The sequence below is a fragment of the Microbacterium sp. MYb54 genome (assembly GCF_002979515.1).
Taxonomy (GTDB): domain Bacteria; phylum Actinomycetota; class Actinomycetes; order Actinomycetales; family Microbacteriaceae; genus Microbacterium.
This window is the reverse complement of record NZ_PCPA01000015.1, coordinates 1-21,679: the sequence shown is the minus strand read 5'-3', so window position 1 is coordinate 21,679 and position 21,679 is coordinate 1. Positions and strand designations below refer to the sequence as shown.

At 67.9% G+C, this 21,679-nt stretch carries 23 protein-coding genes; 14 read left to right on the top strand and 9 right to left on the bottom strand.

Annotation, left to right across the window (positions count from 1 at the left end; genetic code table 11):
* Positions 1-68: 68 nt before the first annotated feature.
* Positions 69-731, top strand: coding sequence for a TetR/AcrR family transcriptional regulator (locus CQ040_RS15020; RefSeq protein ID WP_105527559.1), 663 nt, complete (start codon positions 69-71; stop codon positions 729-731).
* An 81-nt stretch (positions 732-812) separates the two neighbouring features.
* Here the strand turns inward: CQ040_RS15020 and CQ040_RS15015 are convergent, their stop codons facing one another.
* Positions 813-2,327: an agmatine/peptidylarginine deiminase gene (locus CQ040_RS15015; protein WP_219844731.1), complete on the bottom strand. Its 1,515-nt coding sequence runs from the start codon at positions 2,325-2,327 to the stop codon at positions 813-815.
* 230 nt (positions 2,328-2,557) lie between these two features.
* Here CQ040_RS15015 and CQ040_RS15010 point away from each other — a divergent pair, with 230 nt between their 5' ends.
* From CQ040_RS15010 to CQ040_RS14950, 13 genes are all read left to right on the top strand, one after another.
* Positions 2,558-3,703, top strand: a complete 1,146-nt coding sequence (locus tag CQ040_RS15010; RefSeq protein WP_105527558.1) for an agmatine deiminase family protein — start codon at positions 2,558-2,560, stop codon at positions 3,701-3,703.
* Between the two features lie 101 nt (positions 3,704-3,804).
* Positions 3,805-4,752: a DUF4436 family protein gene (locus CQ040_RS15005; protein ID WP_219844730.1), complete on the top strand. Its 948-nt coding sequence runs from the start codon at positions 3,805-3,807 to the stop codon at positions 4,750-4,752.
* 201 nt (positions 4,753-4,953) lie between these two features.
* On the top strand, positions 4,954-6,462 hold the full coding sequence (locus CQ040_RS15000; protein ID WP_181156968.1) for an ABC transporter substrate-binding protein: 1,509 nt from the start codon (positions 4,954-4,956) through the stop codon (positions 6,460-6,462).
* A gap of 4 nt (positions 6,463-6,466) precedes the next feature.
* Entirely contained in the window at positions 6,467-7,411 is a 945-nt protein-coding gene (locus tag CQ040_RS14995; RefSeq protein ID WP_105527555.1) for an ABC transporter permease, read from the top strand.
* Entirely contained in the window at positions 7,408-8,277 is an 870-nt protein-coding gene (locus CQ040_RS14990; RefSeq protein ID WP_105527554.1) for an ABC transporter permease, read from the top strand. The genes CQ040_RS14995 and CQ040_RS14990 overlap by 4 nt, the downstream gene beginning before the upstream one ends.
* Complete coding sequence (locus CQ040_RS14985; RefSeq protein ID WP_105527553.1) at positions 8,274-9,248, top strand: ABC transporter ATP-binding protein; 975 nt, start codon at positions 8,274-8,276, stop codon at positions 9,246-9,248. The genes CQ040_RS14990 and CQ040_RS14985 overlap by 4 nt, the downstream gene beginning before the upstream one ends.
* Positions 9,245-10,282, top strand: coding sequence for an ABC transporter ATP-binding protein (locus CQ040_RS14980; RefSeq protein ID WP_181156966.1), 1,038 nt, complete (start codon positions 9,245-9,247; stop codon positions 10,280-10,282). Before CQ040_RS14985 ends, CQ040_RS14980 begins: the two co-directional genes overlap by 4 nt.
* Entirely contained in the window at positions 10,279-10,899 is a 621-nt protein-coding gene (locus CQ040_RS14975) for a TetR/AcrR family transcriptional regulator (protein ID WP_105527551.1), read from the top strand. Before CQ040_RS14980 ends, CQ040_RS14975 begins: the two co-directional genes overlap by 4 nt.
* A gap of 155 nt (positions 10,900-11,054) precedes the next feature.
* Complete coding sequence (locus CQ040_RS14970) at positions 11,055-12,089, top strand: agmatine/peptidylarginine deiminase (RefSeq protein ID WP_219844729.1); 1,035 nt, start codon at positions 11,055-11,057, stop codon at positions 12,087-12,089.
* The gene (locus CQ040_RS14965; RefSeq protein ID WP_219844728.1) at positions 12,086-13,888 is read left to right on the top strand and encodes an amidase; all 1,803 of its coding nucleotides are present in this window, start codon (positions 12,086-12,088) and stop codon (positions 13,886-13,888) included. Before CQ040_RS14970 ends, CQ040_RS14965 begins: the two co-directional genes overlap by 4 nt.
* Positions 13,889-13,932: 44 nt before the next feature.
* Positions 13,933-14,322 carry a helix-turn-helix transcriptional regulator gene (locus CQ040_RS14960; protein WP_105527549.1) on the top strand — a complete coding sequence of 130 codons (390 nt, stop codon included), beginning with the start codon at positions 13,933-13,935 and terminating at the stop codon, positions 14,320-14,322.
* Positions 14,323-14,324: 2 nt separating this feature from the next.
* A complete protein-coding gene (locus tag CQ040_RS14955) occupies positions 14,325-15,302 on the top strand; it encodes an SRPBCC family protein (RefSeq protein ID WP_105527548.1) in 978 nt (325 codons plus the stop codon).
* Between the two features lie 165 nt (positions 15,303-15,467).
* Positions 15,468-16,820, top strand: a complete 1,353-nt coding sequence (locus CQ040_RS14950) for an FAD-dependent oxidoreductase (RefSeq protein ID WP_105527547.1) — start codon at positions 15,468-15,470, stop codon at positions 16,818-16,820.
* Here the strand turns inward: CQ040_RS14950 and CQ040_RS14945 are convergent.
* From CQ040_RS14945 to CQ040_RS14910, 8 genes are all read right to left on the bottom strand, one after another.
* The gene (locus CQ040_RS14945) at positions 16,811-17,536 is read right to left on the bottom strand and encodes a Pr6Pr family membrane protein (protein WP_105527546.1); all 726 of its coding nucleotides are present in this window, start codon (positions 17,534-17,536) and stop codon (positions 16,811-16,813) included. The two genes, CQ040_RS14950 and CQ040_RS14945, sit on opposite strands and share 10 nt — an antisense overlap.
* A gap of 64 nt (positions 17,537-17,600) precedes the next feature.
* Positions 17,601-17,990: a MauE/DoxX family redox-associated membrane protein gene (locus tag CQ040_RS14940; RefSeq protein WP_105527545.1), complete on the bottom strand. Its 390-nt coding sequence runs from the start codon at positions 17,988-17,990 to the stop codon at positions 17,601-17,603.
* A gap of 29 nt (positions 17,991-18,019) precedes the next feature.
* Positions 18,020-18,751: a ribonuclease H gene (locus tag CQ040_RS14935; protein WP_105527544.1), complete on the bottom strand. Its 732-nt coding sequence runs from the start codon at positions 18,749-18,751 to the stop codon at positions 18,020-18,022.
* 58 nt (positions 18,752-18,809) lie between these two features.
* Positions 18,810-19,055 carry a hypothetical protein gene (locus CQ040_RS14930; RefSeq protein ID WP_105527543.1) on the bottom strand — a complete coding sequence of 82 codons (246 nt, stop codon included), beginning with the start codon at positions 19,053-19,055 and terminating at the stop codon, positions 18,810-18,812.
* Between the two features lie 82 nt (positions 19,056-19,137).
* Positions 19,138-19,473: a hypothetical protein gene (locus CQ040_RS14925; RefSeq protein WP_028502985.1), complete on the bottom strand. Its 336-nt coding sequence runs from the start codon at positions 19,471-19,473 to the stop codon at positions 19,138-19,140.
* Between the two features lie 62 nt (positions 19,474-19,535).
* Positions 19,536-19,844, bottom strand: a complete 309-nt coding sequence (locus CQ040_RS14920) for a protealysin inhibitor emfourin (RefSeq protein WP_105527542.1) — start codon at positions 19,842-19,844, stop codon at positions 19,536-19,538.
* On the bottom strand, positions 19,819-20,889 hold the full coding sequence (locus CQ040_RS14915) for a M4 family metallopeptidase (RefSeq protein ID WP_105527541.1): 1,071 nt from the start codon (positions 20,887-20,889) through the stop codon (positions 19,819-19,821). The genes CQ040_RS14920 and CQ040_RS14915 overlap by 26 nt, the downstream gene beginning before the upstream one ends.
* A gap of 170 nt (positions 20,890-21,059) precedes the next feature.
* Complete coding sequence (locus CQ040_RS14910; RefSeq protein ID WP_105527540.1) at positions 21,060-21,503, bottom strand: hypothetical protein; 444 nt, start codon at positions 21,501-21,503, stop codon at positions 21,060-21,062.
* Positions 21,504-21,679 lie beyond the last annotated feature (176 nt).

Here is a 21,679-nt window from a genome sequence, read left to right as displayed (position 1 = left end):
ATCTCATCCTTACGACCGTAAGGATGAGGGCGATGCTAGCCTTACGCCCGTAAGGAGTCAATGCCCTCATGAATGCCCGCGCAGTGCTCAGCAAGGATCGGATCGTGGAGGCGGCCGCAGCAGTCGCGGACCGAGGCGGTATCGCCACGGTCAGCATGCGGTCCGTGGCGGCCGAACTCGACGTGGAGGCGATGTCGCTCTATCACCACGTCGCCAACAAGAGCGCGCTGCTGGATGCGCTCGCGGACTGGGCGTTCGAGCAGATCGAAGCCCCCGAAGTCGACGCCCCCTGGCGGTCGGCAATGGCCGGCCGGGCCCGATCGGCAAGGTCGGTGCTCGTGCAGCATCCGTGGGCGCTCGGCATGATCGAAGCACGCCCTCGGCCTGGGACTCCGCTGCTCCGGCACTTCGATCGGATCTACGGATGCCTGTTGAACTCCGGCTTCTCTGCCGCGCTCGCCACGCACCTGTTCTCGGCGATCGACGCCTATGTCTACGGCTTCGCCCTCACGGAGTCCACCCTTCCCTTCGTGCCTGCCGAGGGGGCGGAGAAGTCATTCGCCGAAGACGTCGCGCCGAGTCCGGAGGAATACCCGCATCTCACGCGGGCGCTGGGCGAGCTCATGGGCGAGCTCATGGGTGACGAAACGTACTCCTTCGCCGATGAGTTCGATGTCGGCCTCGACCTCATCCTCGACGGGTTCGAGCGACGACTCGCGCAGGACTCCTGAGTTCTTGTGGTGTGACGGGAGGGGCCTGTCGTCAGGCTCTCTCGGCAGTCATTGCCGCATCGATGCGCCGCGCTGACGGCCTCAGGTGACTTGGAACGTCGGGCTGGTGGCGAGCAGCGTGAACCCGTCGTCGGCGAAGAAGCGGAAGTTGTACGTTCCTCGTGTCGAAGGCGCGGTGAACGCGATCGTCGCCGACGTGCGGCCGCTCGAGGGTGGGGTGGTCTGACCGTTGAGGTACTTCTCGTCGACTCCGCCGGCATTGTCGGCATCGTTCGCGCGGTAGAGGCCGACCCAGTCGCGGCGGCCACCCGGGCCGTTCGCGACGGTGGCGCGGATCGTGCCGCCGCGGCTCACGGTGGTGCGGTCGGCCGTGACGGTGGCGCCGGTGGGCGTAGGCGTAGGTGTAGGCGTCGGTGTCGGCGTTGGGCCCCCGGAAACGAGAGGCTCCTCCATGGTGACGCAGTGCGCGCCGCCCCCTCCCTCGCCCATCAGGACGTCGAGGTTCAACTGCACACACGGACGGCCGAATGCAGCGGAGAGGGCGTTGCGAGCCGCGGTGTCGGTCGTGGCGTCGCCGAACTGCGCGGTGATGACCGATCCAGAGGTGACGATGCAGTTCAGGTACCCGTCGAAGAACGTCGCCTGCGCGGACGAGGGAATACGGGGGAGTGAGGCGGGGCCGTAGATGGTCGTGACCTGCAGCTGCCGACCTTTGGCGTCGGTTGCCGCAGCGAGCAGATTGCGGGTCGCGATCGCGGACTGCGACCAGATGGTCGACGGCCGCGCGGGATTGCTCAGTTGAACGAGCACCTTGCCCGGGCCCGTGTACAGGACGGTGGCGTCGATGTGGTCGTCGGTGATGTCCTGACTCGAGATGCCCTGGCACCAGATCATCTTCGACGCACCGTACATGCGAAGGAGCTCGGTCTCGATCTGGGCTGCCGTCTTGCCGGGGTTGCGGGCCGAGTCGACCCAGGAGCTGCGGTTCGCGATGAGCGTCCCGTCGCCGTCGGTGATCACGCCTCCGCCTTCTCCGACGACGTTCGCCGCAGTGAAGGCGAAGTCGTTGTATTGGGCGATTCGCTGAGCGACCAGTGCGTCCTTCGCATGGGTCTGCTCGTTGCCCCAGCCGTTGAAGTTGAGGCCGATCGCGTCGATGCCGCCGACTCCGTCTGTGCGGAACACCGCACCGGAATCACGCATCCAGCAGTCGTTGACCGGAATGGAGCTGATCACCGTCACGTTGGAGCTGACGCGGCTGCGAGCCGCGGCTGCGGCGCTCGCTCCGTCGGCGCACATGACGACCGGCGTCGTCTTGACGATCTCATTCGCGATCTTGGCGATGTCGCCCTGGATGCCGTTGAGGAGGCTGCCCCAGATCGAAGTACTGGAGGGCCACGCCATCCAGATCCGCTTGAGTGGCCCGGCCTCTCCTGGCACGGCGAAAGACCCGGCGGCTTGGGCCGCGTCTTGGGTGGTGATGGCCCGGATGGTCGGGCCGGCGACCACCAGGCCGGCGGCGGCGATCCCCGCAAAGGCCAAGAACTGCCTGCGGGGATAGCCCGCGGTCATGATGCTGCTTCGTTGCTCGCTCACGTCTGGTTCCTTCCGTCGTCCACGCCAGTGTGGAGGTGGGCATTGCGTCCATATTTGGACAAGATCCAATTCCTTGGCCACAGTCTTCACCCCGGTGTGCTGGATGTCAAGGGCTCGATGGAGCGGCGCATCGAGGAACCCTGTCGCCCGCGGGGACATCGGGCCTAGGATTCGATCCAACGGAAGTCCGGCGGTACTATTGGATGACATCTAATTTATGGAGGTCGGACATGGCTGCGTTTGAGGTCACGCGGAGAGGGCTGCTCACTGCCACGGGGCTCGGGGTGCTCGGCACGGCTCTGATCGGGTGTGCACCGGGCGGATCCGTCGCCACGGGTGCGCCTTCGGGCGGCACGGAGGCGCGCGCCAACAGGCGAATGGGTGCTGAGTGGGACAGTCACGCCCTGACGGTCATGTCGTGGCCGACCGCGCTGATCTGGGACGAGGACACCGCCTACGTGCGTGAAGACATCGCGAACATCGCCCGTGCGATCGCGGAGTTCGAGCCGGTTGTGATGCTGGCCTCGCCGGTCGACGCCGAGGATGCGGCTCGCGAATGCGGTGCCGCGGTCGAGATCGTCGAGCTGGCGGTGGACGATCTGTGGGCGCGCGACACCGTTCCCGTGTTCGTCGAGGGGGCGAGCGGCCTCGAAGGCGTCGACTTCAACTTCAACGGCTGGGGTGACAAGCAGGTGCATCCGAATGATGCCCTCGTCGCCCGGGAGTTCCTGCGCGAGTTCGAGATCCCGCGCATCCAGGCGAACCTCGTCGGCGAGGGAGGCTCGCTCGAGACCGACGGCCTCGGCACCTTGCTCGTGACCGAGAGCTCACTCGTGAACGACAACCGCAACCCCGGGCTGAACCGCGACGAGATCGAGAGCAGGCTCAAGAAGCTGCTGGGCATGCAGAAGGTGATCTGGTTCGACGGCGTCTACGACGAGGACATCACCGATGCCCACATCGATTCGCTCGTGCGTTTCACGGCGCCGGGGGTCGTGTTGCTCGACACCCCTGGCGAGGGCGCACCCGATGATGTCTGGTCGCGTTCCAGTGCGCAGGCTCGATCGGTGCTCGCGGAGGCGACCGATGCCAATGGCGACGGCTTCGAGGTCGTCGATCTGCCGCAGCCCGACTTCGGTGAGATCCGCGGATCCGGGGACGACTTCCTCGCCTCTTACGTGAACTTCTACGTCGGGAACGGCGCGGTGTTCGTTCCCGAGTTCGGCGACCGCCGCGCTGATGATCGCGCCCAGGGCATCTTGCAGGACCACTTCCCCGACCGGGAGATCGTGCCGCTGGACATCGATACGGTGGCGTCCGGTGGAGGCGGCATCCACTGCGCGACGCACGACATGCCGGGGGATCCAGAGGAGTGAGTATCCGTTCGCGACCATAGCGAACGCCATCGTTCGAGTTCGTTCGGACGGGAAGGAGGGCGATGGTGGACGGGATGAGGACGCGATCGAGACGGTTGCGCGTGATTGCGGCGGTAGCAGTGCTCATCGCGCTGGTCGGCGGCGTGGCGGCATGGTCCCAGCTCAGCAACACGATGGGCGGTGGCGGCGGTGTGCAGTCGGGTCCCGGTGACGACCCGGATCGTGTCGATGTCACTGCCGCGGTCATCCGCGTGGATCCGTCGAGCGGCGAGCTTCTGTTGCGCCTGCTCGTCGTGCCGCGGGGTGATCTGACCACCGAGGGCGGGCTCTCTCCCCGCGAGGATCTCGAGATCCTCACCTCGGCGGCGATGAAGACCGATCCCTTCTTCCCGGCGCTCGAGCGCATCGGCAGCGTCGATGTTCCTGTCGTGCTCAGCGGCACCGGAGTCACCGCCTATCCGTTTGATCGGTACATGGCGACGATCGAGTTCACGGCGAAGATGGGGGGCGAGACCGTGCCTGTTCACTTGACGCTCTCCAACCGTGACGCCCTGTTCGGTGCGGCGATCAACGCCCACCAGGATTCGGATGCGGCCGTCGCCGAGCTCACTCTCACGCGGTCTGTCGGCGTGCTCACCTTCGCGGTGTTCATGATCCTCGCGATGTGGGCGCTCGCTATCGCCGTCGTGACGGGTGCATGGCACCTGCTGTCACGTCGTCGCGGGCTCGTCTGGCCGGCACTCGGCTGGATGGCGGCGACGCTGTTCGCGATCGCCGGGTTCCGCAACGCAGCCCCGGGTTCGCCGCCGATCGGTTCGCTCATCGACTACCTCGCGTTCTTCTGGGCGGAGGCGATCATCGCGGTGTGTGTGTTCGCCGTGGTCATGATCGGGGTGCGAACCGAGCGCGCTGTGGAGGAGAGTGCGGCGACTGCGGCGGCTGAGGTGCCAGCGCAGTCCCCTGCCCCGGAGGGCGTCGTCCCGGAGGGTGTCGCCCCGGATGAACCCGATGAACGGGCGACGGACGCGGGCGCAGGATCGGCGCGCTGAGGTCGGGAGCTCAGCCGCCGGACGATCGCGCGCGGCACTCGGGCGCGCCCGACATCGTGCGCTGTTCGTCGAGCGTGCCGGGGCTTCGGAGGTCCCGCGGTTGACAAGCAGGACGAACAGCCTCAAGATAATTGGATATCATCCAAATCCGCTCCGGTGACGCTGTAGTCCCGGGAGACAGGAGGAATCATGGCTCCCGTCATGAAAAAGACGCTGTCGCTTCTGACAGTCGTGTTTGTGGCCGCCGGACTCAGCGCGTGCAACGGTGAAGGCTCGAGCCCCTCGACCGACGCCGAGAGCACGCTGCACGTCGCGCGCTCCGAATCGTTCGATGGGTGGGACCCCGACAAGGCCGCGGCGTACTTGACATATCAGACCCTGCAGGGCGTGCTCGAACCGTTGCTGCGTTTCGCGCCGGAGGGTGATCAGGTCGAAGCCGGGATCGCCACGGAGTGGACTTACGACGCCGCGGCGCTCACCTGGACCTTCACGCTGCGCGACGACGTCATGTTCAGCGACGGCACGCCGCTCACCTCGGACGACGTTGCCTTCTCGGCCGGAGTGTGGGCGGAAGGGTCGAACTACGGCGGTCTTTACGCGAACATCACCGACGTGTCGGCACCCGACGAGCACACAGTCGTCTTCGCCCTGGCCGAACCCGACACCACCCTCCCGGTGCTGATGACCTGGTCGTCGTCGGCGATCTTCCCCACCGACTTCGGCGGTCTGAGCAAGAAGGACTACTTCGCCGCCCCCGTCGCCGCAGGAGCCTTCACGGTCGCCGACTGGTCGCCCGGTGGTCGGATCGTCCTCGACAAGAACCCGCACTACTACCAGGAGGGGCGCCCGTATCTCGATCAGATCGTCATCGAGGTCGTCCCTGACGCGACCGAACGCGGCGCGCAGTTCCAAGCAGGACAGATCGACATCTCGGAGTACATCTCCCCGATCGACGCGAAGCAGTACGGCGACGCCCTGGTGGCGCTGCCCGCGAGTCAGATCGAGCATCTGAGCTTCAACACCACCGGCGGCCCACTGGCAGATCCGACTGTGCGACGAGCCCTCGCCCATGCGATCGACTACGAAGCGATCGCGGCCGGCCCGTTCCGGGGGATCGGTGCCGAACCACGCGGCATCATCCCGCCGAACCTCGCGAACTGGGCGCCGCCCACCGAGCAGCCCTTCACGAAAGACCTCGACGAGGCCGAGAGCCTGCTCGCGGAGTCGGGCGCGGATGTCGCCTCGCTCGAGCTCATCTACGACGCGGCGAACCCGACCGACCACCTCGTCGCCCAGATCCTCAAGGAGAATCTCGCCGAAGTGGACGTCGATCTCAGCCTCACGGCGCTGGAGACGGGGGCCTTCCTCAGCCGCGCCTACGGGCTCGATGCCGACATGGTCCTCTGGTCGTACGGTGCCGTCTCCCCTGATGTGGTCGATCCGCTCGGCTGGATCACCGGCACCTCCTGGCTGTTCACGGGGTTCGAGACCGACACGGTGACCGCGCAGTTCTTCGCCTACGGGGCGACCGAGTCGGCCGATGAGAAGCAGGCGATCGTCGCACAGGTGCAGGACGATGCGCTGCGCAACGTACAGGCGATCAGCCTCACCGAGTTCCAGGTGCAGCATGCGGTGAGCGACCGTGTCTCCGGATTCGCCTCGGCACCCTGGGGCATGTACTACTGGGACACCATCCAGGTGAGCGAGTAGAGCCGTGGGACGCTACCTCTTCATCGTCAAACGGCTGGCACTCGCCGTCCCGCTACTGCTCGGCATCGTGCTCCTGGTCTTCCTGATCCTCAAGATCACCCCCGGTGATCCCGCGCGCCTGATCGTGGGACTGCGCGCGCCGGAGGCGGAGCTCGAGCTCGTCCGTGAACAGCTCGGGTTGAACGACCCGGCGATCGTGCAGTACTTCGCCTACGTCGGGCGCCTGCTCACCGGAGACCTCGGATACTCGTTCAAGTCGAATGAAGCGGTGTCAGCCATCGTGGCCGAGCGGCTGCCCGCGACTCTCTGGCTCTTGGGGGCTGGTGCGCTCATGTCGCTCGCGATCTCGGTGCCGCTCGCGATCCTCTCGGCTCGCCGTCCGGACGGACCGATCGATCACGGGGCGAGGGCCTTCGGGCTCGTGGCGTTGTCGATGCCGTCATTCTGGGTCGGGATCGTGCTGATCCTCGCTGTCGCGGTGCCGACAGGGTGGTTCCCCGTCGGCGGATTCGGATCGACACCTGCTGAGCACCTGCATTCCGTCCTCTTGCCCGCATTCACTCTCGCTCTCTCGATCGCCCCGCTGCAGATCCGGAGCCTGCGGACCAGCATCATCGAGGTGCTGGGCGCCGAGCATGTCACGACAGCGCGCTCACTCGGTCTCTCGAACGGGCGCATCATGTCGCGCTTCGTGCTCCGCAACGCTGCACCACCGACCGTCTCGATCCTCGCACTCAACATCGGCTACCTGCTGTTCGGTGCGGTCGTGGTCGAGACCACCTTCGCCCTCCCCGGCATCGGGCAGGGTATCGTCCTGGCCGCTCGTCAGCGCGACATCCCGACCATCCAGGGCTACACCCTGCTGTTCGCGCTGGCAGTCGTCGTGGTGTTCCTCATCGCCGACATCGTCACCTCGATGGCCGATCCGCGACTGGAGGTCGAATCATGAGTGCCATCACCGCCGACACGGTCGGAGCGCTGTCTCCGAAGACCCGGCTGATCGTCGCTGCAGAGCGGACCCGTCTTCCCCGGCGGGTGTGGGTGGGGATCTCGATCGTGGCTGCATACGTGCTCACCGCTGTCTTCGCCCCGCTCATCGCGCCGTACGATCCGCTTGCGCAGGACGTGGTGAACTCCCTCGCCGCTCCGAGCGCTGCGCATTGGCTCGGCACCGACGAACTCGGGCGCGACGTGCTCTCCCGACTCATCTACGCGTCACGGATCGACCTGCTCGTCGGTTTCCTGGGTGCGGCGCTGCCCGCCGTGCTGGGCACGTTCCTCGGGGCCGTCGGCGGCTTCCGCGGCGGGTGGCTCGACGGCGTGATCATGCGGGTATCGGATGTCGTGCAGGCGTTCCCCACCTACATCCTCATCATCGCCCTCGTCTTCGCGCTGGGCCCCGGGGTGACGTCGATCCTGGTGGCATTCACGCTGATCGCATGGGTCTCCTATGCGCGGCTGATCCGCACCGAAGTACTTCGCGAACGAGGGCTCGACTACGTCTCGGCGGCGAGGGCATCCGGCCTCTCAGGTCGCCGAACACTCTGGAGGCACGTCTTCCCGAACTCGGTCGGTCAGACCCTGGTCTATCTGCCGTCGGACATCGTGGGGGCGACCCTCGGGCTCGCGGCGCTGTCGTTCCTCGGACTCGGCATCCAGGCTCCGACGCCGGAGTGGGGCGCGATGATCGCCGCCGGCCAGCCGTATATCCGCGAGCAGTGGTGGCTCTCGACCGTGCCAGGGCTGGTGGTCGTCGGCTTCGGGCTGGGACTGAGCCTGGTCGGAGAGGGAATCGAAGAATGGACGAGGAAATGACCCGGAACGTGATCAGCGTGCGAGACCTGCACGTCTCGCTGTCGCTGGGAGGCAACATCGTGACACCGGTCGATGGGATCTCTTTCGATGTCCGCGCCGGGGAGTCCTTGGGAATCGTCGGCGAGTCCGGGTCGGGCAAGAGCCTGTCCCTGCGTGCGGTGCTCGGTCTGCTGCCGCGCGACGGGACATCGACCGGATCCGTGCGGTACGCGTTCGCCGACGGCAGGATCGGCGCGGATGCCGAGCGTGTGCGCGGACGGGGAGCCGCGATGGTCTTCCAGGAGCCGATGACCGCGCTGAACCCGACGATGCGCGTCGGCGACCTCATCGGAGAGGCAGTGCGGGTCACGGGCGTACGTTCCCAACGAGCGGTCAAGGCGCGGGTGATCGAGCTCATGGCGAGCGTCGGCATCCCCGAACCGGCGCGCCGCGCCCGCATGTGGCCGCACGAGCTGTCGGGAGGACTGCGTCAGCGCGTGATGATCGCCGCAGCCCTCGCCACGGGGCCGGAGATCTTGTTCTGCGACGAACCGACTACCGCGCTCGACGTGACGATCCAGGACCAGATCCTCGGACTGCTGCGCGGCCTGCAAGAGGAGCGCGGCATGGCGATGGTCTTCGTCTCGCACGATCTGGCCGTCGTCTCCGAGGTGTGCGATCGCATCGCGGTGATGTATGCCGGCAGGGTCGTCGAGACCGGGCCCGTCGCCGAGGTGCTGCGTTCACCGCGGCACCCCTACACGAGAGCGCTGCTGGCATCTGCGCCCTCGTTCGCCGGCGGAACCGATGAGTTGGCGACGATCCCCGGTACCCCACCCGACCCGCGTGACTTCCCGAGCGGATGCCGATTCGCTCCGCGCTGCGCGTTCGCGCAGGAGGAGTGCCTCCGGGCGCCGTACACCCTCGACGGAGATGGCGAGAGAGCGACCGCCTGCATCCGCCCCGAGGTGCTCGAGGCGGTGGCGGCATGAGCGTCCTCCTGGAGGCACATGACCTCACCGTCAGCTATCGAGTGGGATCGGCGCTCTGGGCGCGCGTGCGCGGGCACGCCGTTCCCGAAGTGCATGCGATCGAGCAGGTCGACCTGGTCGTGGAGCGCGGCTCGGTGGTCGGTATCGTCGGCGAGTCGGGCTGCGGCAAGTCGACGCTCGCCAAGGCGTTGGTCGGACTTGCGCCGCTCGCCGGTGGGTCGATCACGCTCGACGGTGAGGCTCTGAGCCCGCGCCGCACGCCGCAGCAGACGCGACGTGTACAGATGGTCTTCCAGGATCCGAGTGCATCGCTCGACCCCTCCATGACGATCGGGCAGACGTTGCGCGAGCTCCTCCGTGTGCACCGCATGGTGGCGCCCGCCGATGTGCAGGCGCGGGCAGAGGAGCTCCTGCGACGGGTCGAGCTTCCGGTGTCGCTGTTGCAGGCGTACCCGCGTCGGCTCTCCGGAGGGCAGAGGCAGCGCGTCGGAATCGCTCGCGCGCTGGCGCTCGAGCCGGAGGTGCTCGTCGCCGACGAGTCGGTGGCGGCGCTGGACGTGTCGGTGCAGGCAGCGATCCTCAACTTGCTGCAACGGCTGCGCGCGGAACTCGGGCTGACGATTCTCTTCATCTCGCACGACCTCGCTGTGGTGCGACATCTCTGCGACCGCGTCGTGGTGATGTACCTGGGAACGGTGGTCGAAGACCGGCCGACGGAAGAGCTCTTCGAGGACCCTCGGCATCCGTACACGGCGGCGCTCCTGTCGTCCGCACCTCGGTTGGGCTTCGAGAAGCTGTCGGGAGGATCTGCGCTCAGTGGCGAACCCGGCAGCCTGCACTCGGTGCCGTCCGGCTGCCGGTTCCATCCGCGCTGCCCCGTCGCCAGGGACGAGTGCGCCGACCGAGTGCCGGCTTTGGCGGGGCCCACACCGGATCAGCGCGCGGCCTGTCATTTCGCATGGGACCCCGACGTCCTACCGCCGGAACGTACGGGATCACTGACACGCGGCGTGGATAGGATGGAGCCACTATGAGTGGGGTGACCGGTCGGCTGGCGAAGGGTCAAGCGCGCCAGCAGATCGTGGTGGATGCCGCGGCGAAAGCCATCGCCGATCTCGGGCTCGCGAACGTGCGGGTGTCGGATATCGCCGAACGGGCAGGAATGACCTCCGGCCACGTGACCTACTACTTCCCCTCGAAGACCGATCTGCTCATGCTGGCCATCCGTCGAAGCGAGGAGTCGCTCGTCGATCAGGTGGACGTCGAGCTTGACGGCGTTGAAGAGCCTTGGGCGCGGTTGAAGCGCCTCATCGAACTGTCGGCATCGAATGGACGCGGCGACACCGGCTGGATCCTCTGGTTCCAGGTGTGGTCGGATGCGGCGACCGACGACACCGTCGCGGACGTGCACAACGAGCTCGATGACCGCTGGCGGCAGATCCTGCGCAATGTCCTCACCTACGGGCGAGAACGCGGGGCCTTTTCCTTCGACGACCTCGATGACGTGTCGCAAGTCATCTCGGCGTCGATCGACGGCCTCTCTGTGCAGCTCACCGTGGGTGCACCCGGATTCGACCATGAGCGGATGCTGCAGTTGTGCATGCGCGTCTGCGCCGCCTTCTTGGGGGCCGGCTCGGGCTCTCCGGCCTGAAGCCGGATGACGGAATAGCGCTCCCCTCGAGGAGCGCTATTCGTCGTGCATGGCGATGCTCCTTTTTCGTAGCGGGCGGATCGTCCATCCGGGTTGCGAAAGAATTGGATGAGATCCAATATGGTGTGAGTACACGAAACCAACGGAGGTCCGCCGTGATCGACACGAACACCACCCCGGCCGATGCCGGCTTCTCGATGCCCGCCGAATGGGCCCCGCACTCCGGCTGCGTAATGGTCTGGCCGGCTCGCGTGGCGCTCTGGCGGGACCGACTCGATGAGGCCAAGCGCGACTACGCGACGGTGGCCAGGGCGATCGCCGCGTTCGAGCCGGTGATCATGCTGTGCAACCCCGGCCAGTCCGCCGAGGTCATCGATCTGTGCGGTGCCGGGGTCGAGCCACTCGAGGTTCCCGTCGACGATTCCTGGGCACGCGATAGTGGGCCGGCATTCGTCACGAACGCTCGCGGCGAGCTCGCTGCAGTCAAGTTCGGCTTCAACGCCTGGGGTGAGCGCTGGCATCCGCACGACCAGGACGCACTGATTCCCGACCGCCTCGCCGCGCACCTCGGCATCCCGCTGTTCCGTGCGCCGTTCGTGCTCGAAGGTGGCGCCTTCTTCGTCGATGGTGAGGGGACGCTGCTCACGACGGAGCAGTGCCTGCTCAACCCGAACCGCAACCCCTCGATGTCGAAGGGAGAGATCGAGCAGGGGCTGCGCGACTACCTGGGTGTCTCCACGATCATCTGGCTTCCGTACGGCCACAGCCTCGACGTCGGGCCGGCGGGTACCGACGGACACGTCGACGGAGTCGCCCAGTACATCGCACCCGGACGCGTTCTGCTCGAAGTGCCCAGCGACCCCGCATCCACCGAGTATCTGCGTTCGCGTGCCAACCTCGCCCGACTCCGCGAATCCCGTGATGCGGCCGGCCGCGAGATCGAGGTGGCGCTCCTCGACCCGCATGTCGACTCCGAGGTGGCGTTCGCGAACCACTACCTCGCTGATCGCGCCGTCATCGTGCCCGTCGGCGGCGATGCGCACGACGAACCGGTGCTCGAGTTCCTGCGCGCGACGTATCCCGAACGAGAAATCGTCGGCGTTCCCGGCGCGACCATCGCGTTCGGCGGGGGCGGCCCGCACTGCATCACTCAGCAGATTCCCGCCGCGACAGGCCGGAGCGCGAGGTGACAACCCAGGCGTCAGGCGTCGACGTGGTCGAGGCGTCGATCGCCGAACTGAGGGCAGCACTGGAGGAGGGGCACGCGACGAGCGAGTCGCTCACTCTCGCCTACCTTGCACGTATCCAGGCGTATGACCGACCGGGAACCACCACCGCCCTCAACGCTGTCGTGGTCATGAACCCGGACGCGATCCTCGACGCCCGTGCTTCCGACGACCGCCGCGCGCGAGGAGCGACACTCGGTCCTCTCGACGGGATTCCCTACACGGCCAAGGACAGCTACCTCGTGCGCGGCCTCAGCGTCGCGGCAGGCAGCCCCGCCTTCGCCAACCTCGTCGCTCAGCGGGATGCCTTCACGATCGAACGTCTGCGCGCGGCTGGCGCGGTTCTGATCGGGCTCACGAACATGCCTCCGATGGCCAACGGCGGCATGCAGCGCGGACTGTACGGACGAGCCGAGAGCCCCTACAGTGCCAGGTACCTCACGGCTGCTTTCGCCTCGGGCTCGTCCAATGGGTCGGGAACGGCGACGACCGCATCGTTCGCAGCATTCGGGTTGGGCGAGGAGACGTGGTCGTCGGGTCGCGCGCCAGCCTCGAACAACGCGCTGTGCGCCTATACGCCATCGCGTGGCGTGATCTCGGTGCGCGGCAACTGGCCGCTCGTCCCGACGATGGATGTCGTCGTTCCGCACACCCGTACCATGGCCGACCTGCTCGAAGTGCTCGACGTGATCGTCGCCGACGATCCGGAGACGCGCGGCGATTTCTGGCGTGTGCAGCCGTGGGTGAGCATCCCGAGCGCATCGTCCGTGCGTCCTGCTTCCTATACGGCGCTGCGCCCCGCAGGCCTGACGGCCGCGCAGGATCGATTGCGGGGTGTCCGGTTCGGCATCCCCCGCATGTACATCAATGCGGATCCGGATGCGGGCGTCGCGGAGCCGGAGCAGAGCGTCGGAATCGGGGGTCCCACGGGGCAGCGGATCGAGACGCATCCCGCGATCGTTCGACTCTGGGAGGCGGCGCGGCGCGACCTGGAGGCGGCAGGGGCGGAGGTCGTCGAGGTCGACTTTCCCGTCGTGTCGAACTACGAGGGGGACCGCCGCGGTGCGCCGACCATCGCGACACGCGGGCTGGTCAGTCCCGAGTACTTACGGCGCGAGATCGTCGATCTCTCCGCCTGGTCGTGGAACGAGTTCCTCGAGGCCAACGGCGACCCGGTTCTGCACCGGCTCGCGGACGTCGACGGCTCACAGATCTTCCCGCCGGACGAAGGCACGCTCCCGGATCGCTACACAGGGTTCGATGACGACGTCTCCGACTACCCGGATTGGGCGCGCGCCCATCCGGGAATGACTCTGGATGATATGCCGGAACTCGCTGAGGGCCTGCGCGGACTCGAGGAGACTCGGCGCGTCGACCTGGAGCAGTGGATGGACACGCTCGGACTCGACGTGATCGTGTTCCCCGCCGCTGCTGATGTGGGCGCTGCGGATATGGACGTGAACCCGATCTCAGCGGCGCGAGGCTGGCGCAACGGCGTCTGGGTCGCGAACGGCAATCTCGTTCCGCGACATCTCGGCATCCCCACCGTGACGGTGCCGATGGGCACCAGGGTGGACATCGGGATGCCGGTCGGGCTCACCTTCGCCGGACGCGCCTATGACGACACCGCGCTGCTCGAGATCGCCGCCGCCTTCGAAGCTACGGGTCGCCGACGCACGTCACCATCGCGCACTCCGCGGTTGGTCCACGCGTGCCAGGGCGGGTCGGATCAGCTCGTGTTTAGCGAGGGAAGTGCTCTCTGAATCGCTCTTGACATCCGCTCCGCTCAGGCATAACGTACAACCAAATGGTTGCACAAAGAGAACTGAGCGAAGCGGAGGTCGACCGTGTGTTCCACGCACTGGCGACGTCGACCCGGCGCGACATCCTGCGCCGGACGATCGAGCGTGAGCAGTCCGTCTCGACCCTCGCCTCCGAATACGAGATGTCGTTCGCCGCGGTGCAGAAGCACGTCGCCGTGCTCGAGGCCGCGAACCTCATCGTCAAGCGCGCCGAGGGACGCGAGCGGCTCGTCCGCGCGAACCCCGAGATGATCGCCCGCGCCAGGGCGCTCCTCGCCCGATACGAAGAGCTGTGGCGGTCGCGCATCGCCCGGCTCGACGATCTGCTGGCCGAGACGCCTCGGTCCGGCTCAACCGACAACAGCGACACCAAGAAGAACGAACAAGGAGACTGAACATGCCTGTCACCGACGTCACCACCGATGCCGAGAACTTGACGATGACCGTCGTCGCAGACTTCGCCGCCCCCATCGAGCGGGTGTGGAGCGCATACTCCGACCCGCGTCAGCTCGAGCGCTTCTGGGGTCCTCCCGGATGGCCGGCCACCTTCACCGCCTGGGACCACACCGTCGGCGGGCGTGCCGTCTACTCGATGAACGGACCTCGCGGCGAGAAGTCGTCGGGGGCGTGGGAGTTCGTGTCGATCGACGCACCGAACGGCTTCGAGGTCATCGACTCCTTCGTCGACGAGAACGGCAAGCCGCTCGACGGCTTCCCCGCCCAGCGGATGTCGTTCGCGTTCGAGCCCACCGCAGGCGGCACGCGCATGGTCACGACGAGCCATTTCGACTCGGTCGATGCGCTCGAGCAGGTCGTCGAGATGGGGCAGGTCGAAGGCATCAAGATGGCGATGGCACAGCTCGACAGCGTGCTGCAGGATCTTCGCGACTACGCACAGGGCAAGGGCACGCGGGTCGAACTGCTCGACGACACCCACGTGCGCATCACGCGTCTGGTCGAGGGGCCGCGCGAGCTCGTCTGGCGGGCGCACTTCGAGCCTGACCTCATCCGCAAGTGGATGCTCGGACCCGACGGCTGGGAGATGACGGAGTGCGTCTCGGCCACCGAGGTGGGCCAGTCGTACCGGAACTCCTGGGCGCCGGTCGGCGACACCGAAGGACAGCCGTTCGGGTTCGAGGGTGAGGCGCTCCTGATCGACGCCCCGCGCCGCGCCGTCACCACCGAGCGGATGCAGGGCCTGCCGACCGAGACCCTCAACGACCTGAACCTGTACGAGGAAGACGGCGCGACCCTCGTCACGCTGCTCATCGAGTACCCCGACCTGGAGACGCGCGACATGATCCTCGCCACCGGCATGGCCGACGGCATGGAGTCGTCGTTCGCTCGCCTGGAGCGGGAGCTGCTCTCCGTCTGAGCGTGCACGCGTTCACGGCTAAGGATGGACCGGCCGGATCCGCGCGGATCCGGCCGGTTCTGCCGTGTGCGGGCTGCTTCTTCCTGAGTTGTGAACGCGCGCGACGGCGGCACCACACCGCGCGCCGAGGCAGAACCCGGCCGCTCGGGATAAAGTGGCGACACGATGAGGATCACGCGCCGCACTCTGCTCCTCGGCGCCGGAGCCGGTGTCGCTTCGGTGCTTCTCGCCTCCTGCACCCCGGAACCGGCCCCCACGCCGACGCCCACTCGCACGCGTGAGCCCGAGCCTCCGCCCGGTGTCCCGGCCGCAGCAGGCAGCATCCGCAGCACCTGGACCACCGATCCGTACGCCCTCGGCGCGGCCAGCTTCACCCCCGTCGGTGTGCTCGCCGGCACCCGCCTCGCGCTGGGGAAGCCCGTCGACGGACGCCTGTTCTTCGCGGGCGAGGCGACCGATGAAGACGCCCCCGGCACGGTGCGCGGTGCGATCAGCTCGGCTGCGCGCGCGGCCGAAGAACTCCTGATCCCGGCGACCTCGGGCGAGCGCGTCGCGGTCGTGGGTGCAGGGCTCGCCGGCGCCACCGCTGCCGCGCTGCTCGCTGCGGGCGGGCTGGAGGTGACGGTGTTCGAGGCCAGGGACCGCGTCGGCGGACGGGTCTACTCCCGCGTCGACGACTCGTGGCCCGTGCCGGTGCAGCTCGGCGCCTGGCTCTTCGGCGCGGATGACGCCGAGGTGCTCGACCGGATGAGCCGCGGAGAGGTCGGCATCGTCGATCTCGCCGGTGAACTCTGGCGCGGACCCGACGGAGACCTCGACCCGGTCGACCCCCAGCCCTTCGATGCAGCGATCACGACGGCACAGGCCGCCCCGGAAGACTCCTCGGTGACCGACGCCCTGGCCGCCGCCGGCATCGACCCCGCCGATCCCGCGACGGCTGCACTGCTCGCGATCCTCGCCGCCCGCACCGGCGCCGGAGCCGACGAGCTGTCGAGCTGGTTCGCGCCGCCGCTGCCCACGGGCGACCCGAAGGCTGCGACGGAAGACCTCGCGCCGTTCATCGAGCAGGCGCTCGACGGCGTCAAGGTGGGGCTCAACTCTCCGGTCGCCCGCCTCGCGTACGACGACTCCGGGGTGAGCGTGCGCCTCGGCACCGGTGAGGCCCTGTCATTCGACCGCGTCATCGTCACGGTGCCGCTGGGCGTTCTCCAGGACCGCAGCATCGAGTTCGACCCGCCCCTGCCGTTCTCCAACCGCGGAGCCGTCTCGGCGCTCGGCATGGGCGCGATCGAGACCGTCTGGCTCCGTTGGGAAGAGCCGTTCTGGGAGAACGAGGAGGCGATCTGGCACGCGGTCGGTGCCGACGTGGCGATCCCGACGTGGATCAACCTGCGCCCCGCAACCGGCGAGAACGTGCTCGTCGGCATCGTGGGAGGGGCGGCGGCCGCCGAGTTCGCGAAGCTCGATGAGGACAAGGCCATCGAAACGGCCCTCGCCTCTCTCGCTCTCTACGTCTGAGCGACCCGTTCGCCGACCGTCGCCTGCTGCGATGACGCCGCATCGGACGCGTCTTCGCCCTCCGTGCGCAGCCGCCGCGGCAGCGGCATCCGGCTGATGAGCACGAGCAGGGTGGCGACGGCGGCGAAGGTGCCGAGCGCGATCGCCGACGAGACGAGGAACTCCGCAGGGCCGCTCACCTGCCGCGGGTCGAGGAAGTAGTACGGGTACCAGCCGATCAAGGGACCGCGGATCATCGTGGCGATGCCCCAGATCACGGGGTACGCGAGTGTCACCGGGATGACCCGCCAGGGCACCGAGCGGTGACCGGGCGCGAGGGCCCACGCTGCCACGGTCACGGCGGGAAGCCAGAAGTGCAGCACCTGATCCGACCAGGGCACATCGATGCGGATACCGCGGATCCCGGCCTGCCAGACCAGGATCGCGAACACGAGCCCGGCGGTGATCGTCCAGGTCAGCACGAGCGCCAGGGCCACGGTGAGCCAGCGAGGATCCCGCACCCGGCGCAGCGCGATGATGCCTGCGACAGTCAGCAGCACCACGAAGGCGATGTTGGACTGGTTGGTCAGATACGCGAAGAAGTTCTGGCTCGCGATGGTGTTCGACGCGAGGCCCCAGGCGAGCCGATGGATGAGCGCCACCAGGCAGACGGCGGCCGCGCCGAGGCGGAGCAGGCCGAAGACGGTGCGGGCCTTCACCGCTGCGTCACCGCCCATTCCGTCATCAGCCGAGTCTACGGACCTCAGCTCGGAGGGCCCGTCGTGCCTCAGAGGGCATGCTTCAGCGTCGGGGTTCGCGGGTCGACCACAGCGCCAGTGCGACGAGCGCGGGCTGGAAGAACAGTCGCAGGAAGCGCTTCATGTCCGTGTCGAGACCGAAGCCGTCGCGGTGGTGCATCCACTGCGCCACGTTGCCGGGGAACACGGCGACGAAGAACAGGGCGGCGATCGTGCCGACCGTGCGCCGACGGCGTCGTGCCAGCAGCAGGGCGGATCCGAGTGCGACCTCGGCCACGCCGGAGGCGAGCACCGTGGTGTCAGGGTCCAGCGGCAGCGAGTCGGGAACCTGCGCCTGGAACTCCTCGCGCGCCACCGTGAGGTGGGAGACGCCCGCGAAGACGAGGGAGGCGCCGAGGAAGATGCGGCCGATGGTGCGGGCGGGAGTCGACATGGTGCGAGTGTACGCCGCAGTCGCCGGGCTCAGATCAGGCGGCGGAGGGCCTCTTCGAGGGAGACCCCCTGAGCCTCGGCGCGATCGCGGAGGCGGGCGTGCTCGTCGGACGACAGCGGGATGCGCAGCTCGATCGGGTCGTCTTCCGGTGCATCCAGACCGTCGAGGAGGTCGGATGCCTCGGCCCACAGCGGCTCCGCGACCGAGGTCGACGCGGCGGGGGAGGTGGATGCTGCGGGACCGGCCGCGGATGCGGCGACCGGTGCCGACGCGGCGACCGCGGCTCCGGCACCCGTCGCGAGGGTGAAGCCGGGGCCTCGACGCGGCTCCTGCTTCGCCTGGTAAGCCTTGGCCGCGGCGTTCGCGCGCTCGTCGGCGGCCTCGTTCAGAGGGTGCCCCGCGTGTCCCTTGACCCAGGAGAACTCGACGTCGCGGCCGCGGATCGCTTCGTCGATGCCTTCCAGCAGGTCACGGTTGAGCACGGGCCCGCCGTCGGACTTGCGCCAGCCTTTGCGCTTCCACCCCGGCATCCACTTCGTCACGGAGTCGATCACGTAGCGGCTGTCACACTCGATCATCAGCTTTTCGTCGATGCCGGTCGTCGCGAGCAGCAGTTCGAGAACGGCCCGCAGCTCGCCCTGGTTGTTCGTGCCGTGCGGGGAACCGCCGGCCGCCCAGTTGTCGTCGTCGATGTACCAGGCCCAGCCGTTGGGGCCGGGGTTGCCCAGGGCGGAGCCGTCTGCGGCGGCGGTGATCGTCATCCCTCAACCGTAACGGTGAGCGGCCTGCGGCCCAGCCGCCGTGAGTTGCCGAGATCGGTCAGTCGTCGACGGGGTCGTCGTTCTCGGGTTCGCCGTTGCCGGTCGAGGCTGCCTCGGGGACGGGAGGCGCGACCGGGAACAGGATCGAGCTCAGGTCGCCGCTGGTCTCCGCGCCGAGGCCGATCGACAGCGGATCGACGACGGGCGCGGTGTCGAGCACCTCTGCCTCAGGGCGCTCAAGCGGCTCAGAGGGCAGCACCCACTGGTTCTCTTCTTCTTCAGACTTCTGCTGGAACAGTCCCATGGGTCCATTGTGAACCCGTGTGCGAGCGGCCGGGCCGGATTCACACGCGATTTATCGGATGCCGTCGGTCGAGGCGTGCCGCTCAGGCCGAGGCCGCGCGGCGGAAGGTGAAGTATCCCGAAACGGCTCCGTGATTCACAACGCCGGCGCCCGTGCTCAGCACTCGTTCTGAGGTCGTGGCTCCTGACTCGACGAAGGCGTATCCCGTGTGCTCGAGCCGCCAACCGACCCGCTCGACTTGGCCGAGGAAGTACCCGATGCTCTCGTTCTGGAGGTAGTCGTTCGCGGCCGAACCCCACGACGAAGGCGCTCCGATGAGGCGGCTGACCTCGACGTGCAGGTGAAGCAGCGGGTCGCCTCGGGTGTGCGCTTCGCGCGCCGCGCCGAGCAGTCGTTCTGCTTCGTCGGATGTCAGCATGATCCCCCTTCGCGCCGGTGTCGCCCGGAGCTTCACCTGAGAGCGTACGTCGCCTGATGGCGTCAGGCCGATGCCGCGCGCACAGCTTCGACGAGGGTGAGCCAGGGGCCGTCGAGCGCGGAGTCCGGCAGCTCGCGCTCTCGGCGCTCCGATGGCGTGCGTGCTCTGATGCTCCACACGAACCGGTCGGCGCCGACGCCGGCATCCGTCTCCTGGTCCCACGGGCACCGGTCGATCAGGTCGATCCACTCCACGGCCGCGTCGTCGGATTCCGCCTCGACCTGCCACTGGCGGCGGATCCCGGCGATGCCGCCTGTGCGCACCACCGCGATCACGACCTGCGCGTCAGTCGGTGGAGGGGACTCGCTCATCTTCATAGACTCCCACGGTCGTCCACGCCCGTCGAGCCGCTGCGGCTGTGGCGGCATCGATCGCGGTGGCTGCAGCGACCGTGGCGTCGGCGAACTGCGTGAACGTCGCGGTGCTCGACAGACCGCCGGTGAGAGCGCGGTACCAGACGGTTCCCGCGCGCTCCCAGGCCTTGCCGCCGAGGTCGATGGCGAACAGGGCGAACGCGCGGTTGGGGATGCCGGAGTTGATGTGCACCCCGCCGTTGTCCTCGGTCGTGCGCACGAAGCCGCTCATGTGGTCGGGCTGCGGGTCTTTGCCGAGCTCGTCATCGTCGTAGGCGGTGCCCGGCGCGATCATCGAGCGCAGCGCGGCACCCTCGACGGCGTCGGTGAAGATCTCGGCGCCGATGAGCCACGTCGCCTGATCGGCCTTCTGCCCGAGGGCGTACTGCTCGGTGAGGGCGCCGAACACATCGGCGATCGACTCGTTCAGAGCGCCGGGCTGCCCCTGGTACTCGAGGTTCGCGGTGTGCTGCACGACGCCGTGGGCGAGCTCGTGGCCGATGACCGTGAGCGAACCGGTGAAGTGCTGGAAGACCTCGCCGTCGCCGTCGCCGAAGACCATGCGCTCGCCGTCCCAGAACGCGTTGTCGTAGTCGACGCCGTAGTGCACGGTCGCATCCAGCGGTGCGCCGGCATCGTCGAGGGAGTTGCGGTCGAAAGCGGCCAGCAGCATCTCGAACGTGGCGCCGAGTCCGTCGAAGGCCTCGTTCACCGCGGTGTCTTCGACCGGGGCGTCGTCTTCGCCGCGCACGACGGCGCCGGGCAGCTGCTGCGTGTTGCCGGCGTCGCTGATCGTGCGGTTCGGAGCATCCGACAACTGCGCCACGAGGTCGCCGTTCTCGTCGATCGACAGATCGATGCGGGCGCGGAACGGCGGACGCCCGGCCGTCAGCGTCTGCCGTGCGGCGGCGGCGGCCTTCGGGAAACGGCCCGACTCGGCCAGGCGTGCGAGCAGATAGGAGGGGACCACTCCATGACGTGTTTCGGATGCTGTGCTGCTCATGCTGCGACCCTACGCCGAGGGGCGGACGTTCGCGGCGGTCGCGCGCGCGTTCCGGGGAGAACCGCGCCGGGCGGACTTGGCGTGGGGCGGAGTTCTCCGGGTCGGGAGGAGCCGTGAGGCGTGGCTGTCCGCCCGAGGCCGAGTTCTCCGCCTGACACGTCGACCCGAGGTCAGTCCCGTTCGATGCTCAGCACGGTCGTCCGCAGGCCGTCGGACTCGTATTGCACCGGCATGCCCGGATGATCGATCGAGAACCAGAAGACGCCGTCGTCGGTGTCGTACCTGCGGCAGGTGAGGTCGCCGAGCGGTGTCGACAGGCGCACGGTCGACACACTCGTCGTGTCGGCGTCGAACGCCGCGTGGCCCTGGAGCTCGGCCCAGGTCACGCGGTTCGAGACGACGGCACTCGGGTCTTCGGCCGCCCACCGCGCGAGGGTCGCGCCCTCTTCGTCGGTGTCGCTGAAGCGGTTGACGTGTTCGCCCATCGGGCCGTCCGGTCCCTCCAGGAGGAGCCGGATCAGCCTCCCGGCTCCGGTGGCGTCACGGATCTCGTCGGCGGTGAACGGTGTCGGCAGGAGCCCTGGTCCGAGCAGGTGCGGGTCGGAATCGGTCATGAAGACAGTCTGCGCCCTGGTCCGACTCCTGCACGGTCGACTTCGTCCGGTTCGGAAGGTCGGGTGCACGGCTTGGCGTCGAATGCACGGGCTCTGCGCGCGAAGATGCCGTGCACTCGGCAGCATCCGGTGCACCCGACCTTCCGAACCGGACGAAGTCGACCGGGCAGGAGTCG